This is a genomic window from Streptomyces katrae, assembly GCF_000966975.1.
Lineage (GTDB): Bacteria > Actinomycetota > Actinomycetes > Streptomycetales > Streptomycetaceae > Streptomyces > Streptomyces katrae.
The window spans coordinates 1-4,484 of record NZ_JZWV01000590.1 but is presented as its reverse complement, the minus strand read 5'-3'; the positions used below and the strand labels follow the sequence as shown (position 1 = coordinate 4,484).

The following is a 4,484-nucleotide window of genomic DNA, read 5'->3' as shown; positions in this document are numbered from 1 at the left end:
GCGGAAACGGAGAAAGGGCGGGGCGGGGCCCCCGCCGCACCCGGCAGGCCCCGCCCCCCACCCCCTCCGGGACGATTCGGCGGAAACGACAAGGCAACGATCCGAACACCGTGAGCTGTGCCATCTACGCGCGTAGGCCAACAGCGGCTACGCTCATCCGCGTGAACGCATCTGTTACCGACCCCTTCGCCGCCGCCGACGCCGCCGCCGCCCGCCTCCGCGAGCTCACCGGCGTCGAATCCCACGATGTCGCCCTCGTCATGGGCTCCGGCTGGGCCCCCGCCGCAGAGGCGCTCGGCGCGCCCGAGGCCGAGTTCCCGGTCACCGAGCTGCCCGGCTTCCCGCCCCCCGCCGTCGAGGGCCACGGCGGCAAGATCCGCTCGTACAAGATCGGCGACAAGCGCGCGCTGCTCTTCCTCGGCCGGACCCACTTCTACGAGGGCCGTGGCGTCGCCGCCGTCGCCCACGGCGTCCGTACCGCCGTCGCCGCCGGCTGCAAGACCGTCGTCCTCACCAACGGCTGCGGCGGCCTGCGCGAGGGCATGAAGCCCGGCCAGCCCGTCCTGATCAGCGACCACCTCAACCTCACCGCGACCTCGCCGATCGTCGGCGCGAACTTCGTGGACCTCACCGACCTGTACTCGCCGCGCCTGCGCGCGATGTGCAAGGAGATCGACGAGACCCTCGAAGAGGGCGTCTACGTCCAGTTCCCCGGCCCGCACTACGAGACCCCGGCCGAGATCAACATGATCCGCGTCATGGGCGCCGACCTGGTCGGCATGTCCACGGTGCTGGAGGCCATCGCCGCCCGTGAGGCCGGCGCCGAGGTGCTCGGCATCTCCCTGGTCACCAACCTTGCCGCGGGCCTGTCCGGCGAGCCGCTGAACCACGAAGAGGTCCTCCAGGCCGGCCGTGACTCCGCCGCCCGCATGGGCACCCTGCTGACGCAGGTCCTCGCCCGCATCTGATCGACGACCCGACTCGACGACCGACGACGTACGAGAGGTAAGGCGGAACTAGTGGAACAGGCACAGGACGACCTGCTCACCCGGGCCCGGACCTGGCTGGCGGAGGACCCCGACGAGGAGACCGCGGCCGAGCTGCGCGCGCTCATCGACGCGGGCGACACCGCCGAACTCGCGGACCGCTTCTCCGGCACGCTCCAGTTCGGCACCGCCGGACTGCGCGGCGAGCTCGGCGCGGGCCCGATGCGGATGAACCGCTCCGTGGTCATCCGCGCCGCGGCGGGCCTGGCGGCCTACCTGAAGGCCCAGGGCCACGAGGGCGGCCTGGTGGTCGTCGGCTACGACGCCCGCTACAAGTCCGCGGACTTCGCCCGCGACACGGCGGCCGTCATGACGGGCGCCGGGCTGCGCGCGGCCGTCCTCCCCCGCCCCCTGCCCACGCCCGTCCTCGCGTACGCGATAAGGCACCTGGGAGCCGTCGCCGGCGTCGAGGTGACCGCGAGCCACAACCCTCCGCGGGACAACGGCTACAAGGTCTACCTGGGCGACGGCTCGCAGATCGTCTCCCCGGCGGACGCGCAGATCGCGGCGGAGATCGACGCGATCTCCACCCTCGCCTCCGTCCCCCGCCCCTCGGACGGCTGGCTCCAGCTCGACGAGGAGGTCCTGGAGGCCTACCTGGCGCGTACGGATGCCGTCCTGACCCCGACGTCCCCGCGCGGCGTGCGGACCGTGTACACGGCCATGCACGGCGTCGGCAAGGACGTCGTCATGGCTGCCTTCGCCCGGCACGGCTTCCCGGAGCCGGTGCTCGTCGCCGAGCAGGCGGAGCCGGACCCGGCCTTCCCGACGGTCGCCTTCCCCAACCCGGAGGAGCCGGGCGCCATGGACCTGGCGTTCGCGAAGGCCGCCGAGGTGCGGCCGGACATCGTGATCGCCAACGACCCGGACGCGGACCGCTGCGCTGTGGCGGTGCCCGACAACGGCGGCTGGCGCATGCTGCGCGGCGACGAGGTCGGCGCCCTGCTGGCGGCCCACCTGGTCCACAAGGGCGCGCAGGGCGTCTTCGCGGAGTCGATCGTCTCCTCGTCCCTCCTGGGCCGCATCGCCGAGGCGGCGAACCTCGGCTACGAGGAGACCCTCACCGGCTTCAAGTGGATCTCCCGCGTGGAGGGCCTGCGCTACGGCTACGAGGAGGCCCTCGGCTACTGCGTGGACCCCGAGGGCGTCCGCGACAAGGACGGCATCACCGCCGCCCTCCTGGTCGCCGAGCTGGCCTCGGTGCTCAAGGAGCAGGGCCGGACCCTGACCGACCTGCTGGACGACCTGGCGATGGCCCACGGCCTCCACCACACCGACCAGCTGTCGGTCCGCGTCGAGGACCTGTCGGTCATCGCCAACGCGATGGCCCGGCTCCGCGCGGAACCCCCGACGGCCCTGGCGGGCCTGCGGGTGGTCTCGGCGGAGGACCTCTCCCAGGGCACGGACAAGCTCCCGCCCACGGACGGGCTGCGCTACTACCTGGAGGGCGACTACAAGGCCCGGGTGATCTGCCGCCCGTCGGGCACGGAGCCCAAGCTGAAGTGCTACCTGGAGGTGGTCGTCCCGGTGGCGGAAGCCTCGGACCTCACGTCGGCCCGCGCCCGGGGCCAGGAGATCCTGGACACGGTGAAGAAGGACCTCGCGGCGGCGATGGGCCTGTAGGCCCTCCGTCCCGCCACCGCCCCACGGCCCCCTCGGCTCTGCCGGGGGGGGCCGTGCGGCTTGCACCGGGCTCCTAGGCCTTGACCGCTGCGGACGGCCTGGCGGCCCGCTCGATCTTCGCGTAGTGGGCCGCGCGGGCTTCCTCGTCGGTCTGCTGCTCGTGTTCGGGGCGCATCCCGGTCCGGCCGTCGAGGCCCTCGCGCAGGATGTCGGCGTGCCCGGCGTGGCGGTTGGTCTCGCCGAGGACATGGACCAGGACGGCGAACAGGTTCGTGTTGGGAGAGGGCTCCGGCCACCACGGCACGTGACCGGGGGCGTCGAGGGGAAGCTCGTCGATCGTCGCGTCCGAGTGTTCCCACGTGCGCCTGTAGAACTCGATGATCTGATCGCGGGTCTCGTCCTCGGCCGCCCACAGATCGCTTCCGTCGGAGTCCTGCCACCGGGGCAGCGGTTCCGGGGAAGGGCGGTCGAAGACCTCGCCGAAGTACCTGGCCTCGACACTGGCCACGTGTTTGACCAGGCCGAGGAGGTTGGTCCCGGTCGCTGTCAAAGGCCGGCGGGCGTCGTATTCGGACAAGCCGTCGAGTTTCCAGAGCAGCGCCCTGCGGTCCCGGCGCAGCCTCCCGTGCAGGTTGGCCTTCGCGAATTCATCGATCATGCGGCATGAGCCTGCCACGCGCCGTCCTGGCTCTTCAACCGGCCTGCACCAGCACGTGCCGGACCGACGTCAGCAGTCCCAACATCATCATGATGCTGCCTCAACGTCCCGACCACGCATAGGCTCCCGTCCATGCGTGCACACCTGCATCAGATCGTCGTGGACTGCCGCGAGCCGAAGGCCTTGGTCCGCTTCTGGTCACAGGTGCTGGGCGGTGACCCGGTCGACCGTGCCCGGAACTGGTCGCACCTCGAACTTCCCGGGTTCGCACGGCTCGCCTTCCAGCCGGTGCCCGAGGGCAAGGCCGTGAAGAACCGGCTCCATCTCGACATCGCGGTCGACGACATCGAGGCCGCCGTCACCGAAGCGGTACGCCTGGGCGCGGCCAAGGTCGGCGAGGCGGTGACCGACGACCAGGGGTCCTTCCAAGCCATGCTCGACCCGGAAGGCAACGAGTTCTGCTTCGTCAGCTGACAGCGACGACTGTGCTGCGGGTGGACGACCTGCCGCGTACCCCGTCGTCAACGCACGCTCCACGCACTGATCGTGGCAAGCGGGACCCGAAAGGACTCGCCCAGTGCGGCGGGAAGGCTGCTGGAGCCGGAGATCAGCTGGCAACCCTGGAGATGGAGGAAGGCCGGGGGGTACTCGGGGGTCTCACCGGCCTCACGGCTGAAGTCCTCGGCGAACCGCAGGTCCGGCAGACCGGTGTCGGAGAGCTGCCCGGCAAGCTGCGACGCCCAGTGCCGATGGGCCGCGATCCGTCCCGTTATCACCACGCCCTGCGCCACGACGGTGATGCGCGGCCCTTCGCCCTCCATCTCGGTCCGATTGATCAGATCGATGAGCAAGTCGTCTCGTGGGGTCATGCCCAAACTCTAATGATCATGAAGGCAGACGGTCGGCGGACGCCGAAAGAGAGGAGCGCGTAGCGATTTGTTGCGCCCACCGGCCCCGGAGGACGGTCCCGTCGTCCTTTCCTGCAGGCAGCGACCCCGGACGGGCGGCGGACGCCGAGATCAGAGAAGCGCGTAGCGATCTGATGCGTGGGAGCGGCCCCGCCGGGATGGATGTGGTCCCGGATGCCCGGTCTGCCGGCCCCCGTCGACCCAGAAGGGTCGCCGATTCGGCCGCATGCCCCATGAACATCCGTCCCG

General features: G+C 71.1%; 5 protein-coding genes. 3 read left to right on the top strand and 2 right to left on the bottom strand.

Going from position 1 to position 4,484, the window contains the following annotated elements; all coding sequences use genetic code 11:
• Positions 1-161: 161 nt before the first annotated feature.
• Together VR44_RS21225 and VR44_RS21220 are read left to right on the top strand one after the other, a co-directional pair.
• Complete coding sequence (locus VR44_RS21225; RefSeq protein ID WP_045949141.1) at positions 162-968, top strand: purine-nucleoside phosphorylase; 807 nt, start codon at positions 162-164, stop codon at positions 966-968.
• Between the two features lie 51 nt (positions 969-1,019).
• Positions 1,020-2,669 (top strand): phospho-sugar mutase, encoded by a 1,650-nt coding sequence (locus tag VR44_RS21220; protein WP_045949140.1) that lies wholly within the window; start codon positions 1,020-1,022, stop codon positions 2,667-2,669.
• Between the two features lie 73 nt (positions 2,670-2,742).
• On the opposite strand, the gene VR44_RS21215 is transcribed toward VR44_RS21220, so the two are convergent.
• Positions 2,743-3,327: a DinB family protein gene (locus VR44_RS21215; RefSeq protein ID WP_045949139.1), complete on the bottom strand. Its 585-nt coding sequence runs from the start codon at positions 3,325-3,327 to the stop codon at positions 2,743-2,745.
• 132 nt (positions 3,328-3,459) lie between these two features.
• Between VR44_RS21215 and VR44_RS21210 the strand changes: the two genes are divergently transcribed.
• On the top strand, positions 3,460-3,801 hold the full coding sequence (locus VR44_RS21210; RefSeq protein ID WP_045949138.1) for a VOC family protein: 342 nt from the start codon (positions 3,460-3,462) through the stop codon (positions 3,799-3,801).
• Between the two features lie 47 nt (positions 3,802-3,848).
• Here VR44_RS21210 and VR44_RS21205 read toward each other — a convergent pair whose 3' ends face one another.
• Positions 3,849-4,196 (bottom strand): hypothetical protein, encoded by a 348-nt coding sequence (locus VR44_RS21205; protein ID WP_045949137.1) that lies wholly within the window; start codon positions 4,194-4,196, stop codon positions 3,849-3,851.
• Between the last annotated feature and the right edge of the window lie 288 nt (positions 4,197-4,484).